Below are 1,854 nucleotides of genomic sequence, written 5' to 3' on the forward strand. Positions count from 1 at the left end.
CTCACTTGTTGTACGACTTGCCCTCGCTTGATTTCGTTATTGATTGTTTGAGGAGCTCTTCCAAGTAGGCGAGCAATTTCTCGATTGGATTTTCCTTCTTTGTTCCATCGTTCAATGTAGCGACGATCATTAATTGTCAAATGTTTTCCTTTTGTTGTATAATTGTTTTGCATCTCTGTGCCCTTCCTTTTGTTTGTGGTGAACAACAAGTATAGCACGGAGGTGTTTTCTTATACCTTACAAAAGGATTTCATTTGACAACAGGGACTTTTGAAGCTGTTTTGAGGGCTAAACCAAGGCTATCATTAGCCTTGGCCAATTAGCCTAACAGCTCCAAACCTATTATCAAATGAAATCAGACAACTCATCAGAATGAGTTGTAGTACTTATCTAGCAGATAGGATGGGTGGCTAACTTCATTTTAAAATTTTTGGCTAATCTTTATATAACGAAAAATGAAGCATTTTATAATGAATTTGGGTTAGAGCAGAGTAAACTTTGGCCCGCTGGGACATTGTGTATCACAATAGCAGCTAATATTGCAGAAACAGGAATTTTGTCGTATCCAATGTGTTTTCCAGATAGTATTGTTGGCTTTAATGCAGATCCTGAAAAAAGTAGCGAAATATTTGTATACTATCTCTTTGAATATATAAAGAGAGAGGTTCAAAAATCAGCAAGTGGAAGTATTCAGGATAATATCAATATTGATTATTTGACAAAGATGAGGATTAGAGTTCCTGACAAAGGATATCAGGATAAAATTGTTAGATTATTATCAAGTATAGATAATAAAATTTTGATTAATAACCAAATCAATCAAGAATTAGAAGCTATGGCCAAAATGCTTTATGACTATTGGTTTGTCCAGTTTGATTTTCCTGATGAAAAGGGTCGACCCTATAAGTCCTCTGGTGGTAAGATGGTCTATAACGAAGAGTTGAATCGGGAGATTCCAGAAGGATGGGGAGTGGAGAAGTTGAATAGTTTTAAAGTTGTCACAGGAAAACGTGATGCTAACTTTGGAACTGAAAATGGGGAGTATGATTTTTGGACGACTGCAGATAAGCCTATAAAAGCAAATGAGTTTTCTTTTGAAGGTAAAGCAATTTTAATTGCTGGAAATGGTAATTTCTATGTGAATTTTACTGATGGAAAGTTTGAGGCTTATCAACGAACTTATGTTATTCAAAGTGATGATGATGAAATGTTGATTTTTATGTATCTAGCTTGTTTGCAGTCTGTTGAGAAATTGAGAAAAGGATCAAATGGATCTATTATTAAGTATATTACAATTAACGATGTTAACAGCATAGCCTCACCGTTTAATAGCGAGGTAGTTAATCGATTCATAGACTTTTATATGCCTACTATGGAAACCATTTTAAAGAATAAATTTCAAAACCAAGAACTTATTCAATTGCGTGATTGGTTGCTACCAATGCTGATGAATGGTCAGGTAAAAGTGTAGGTAGCTAGATTTTTTTGATTTATCTTTTATTACGGTGTTAGGTTTTCATAGAGTATCCTGGTATTGTTCTCGACTTGCTATCCTGTATAGTTAGAAAGGCATTTTATGAAGTTAAAGACTCTCTCAATCAAAAATTTTAGAAATTTTGAAGATATTTCTATTGAGTTATCCAATAAAAATGTTGTCTTTGGAATGAATGATGTTGGTAAAACCAATTTACTACATGCATTTAGATTTCTTTTGGATAGGAAGATCCGAGATAAAGGCTTTCAGGAAACTGATTTTTTTCAAAAAGATATCAATCGTGAAATAGAGATTTGTTTGGAAATTGATATTACAGATCATGTGTCAGACCTAGATTCTCAAAATATTATTTCTAAAAT

2 protein-coding genes and 1 pseudogene are annotated in these 1,854 nt (G+C 33.4%); 2 read left to right on the forward strand and 1 reads right to left on the reverse strand.

Annotated elements, in window-relative coordinates; all coding sequences use genetic code 11:
• Window positions 1–173 (reverse strand): helix-turn-helix domain-containing protein (locus HZY94_RS05785; RefSeq protein WP_179925398.1); only part of this gene is annotated, 173 nt, incomplete at its 3' end.
• Window positions 174–433: 260 nt separating this feature from the next.
• On the opposite strand from HZY94_RS05785, the pseudogene HZY94_RS05790 reads away from it, so the two are divergent.
• Both HZY94_RS05790 and HZY94_RS05795 read left to right on the forward strand, forming a co-directional pair.
• Window positions 434–1,471: pseudogene (locus HZY94_RS05790) on the forward strand (restriction endonuclease subunit S); the annotation flags it as partial.
• A 105-nt stretch (window positions 1,472–1,576) separates the two neighbouring features.
• On the forward strand, window positions 1,577–1,854 hold a 278-nt coding region (locus HZY94_RS05795; RefSeq protein WP_179925399.1), incomplete at its 3' end, for an AAA family ATPase.

The sequence above is a fragment of the Streptococcus danieliae genome, from assembly GCF_013415245.1.
GTDB classification, from domain to species: domain Bacteria; phylum Bacillota; class Bacilli; order Lactobacillales; family Streptococcaceae; genus Streptococcus; species Streptococcus danieliae_A.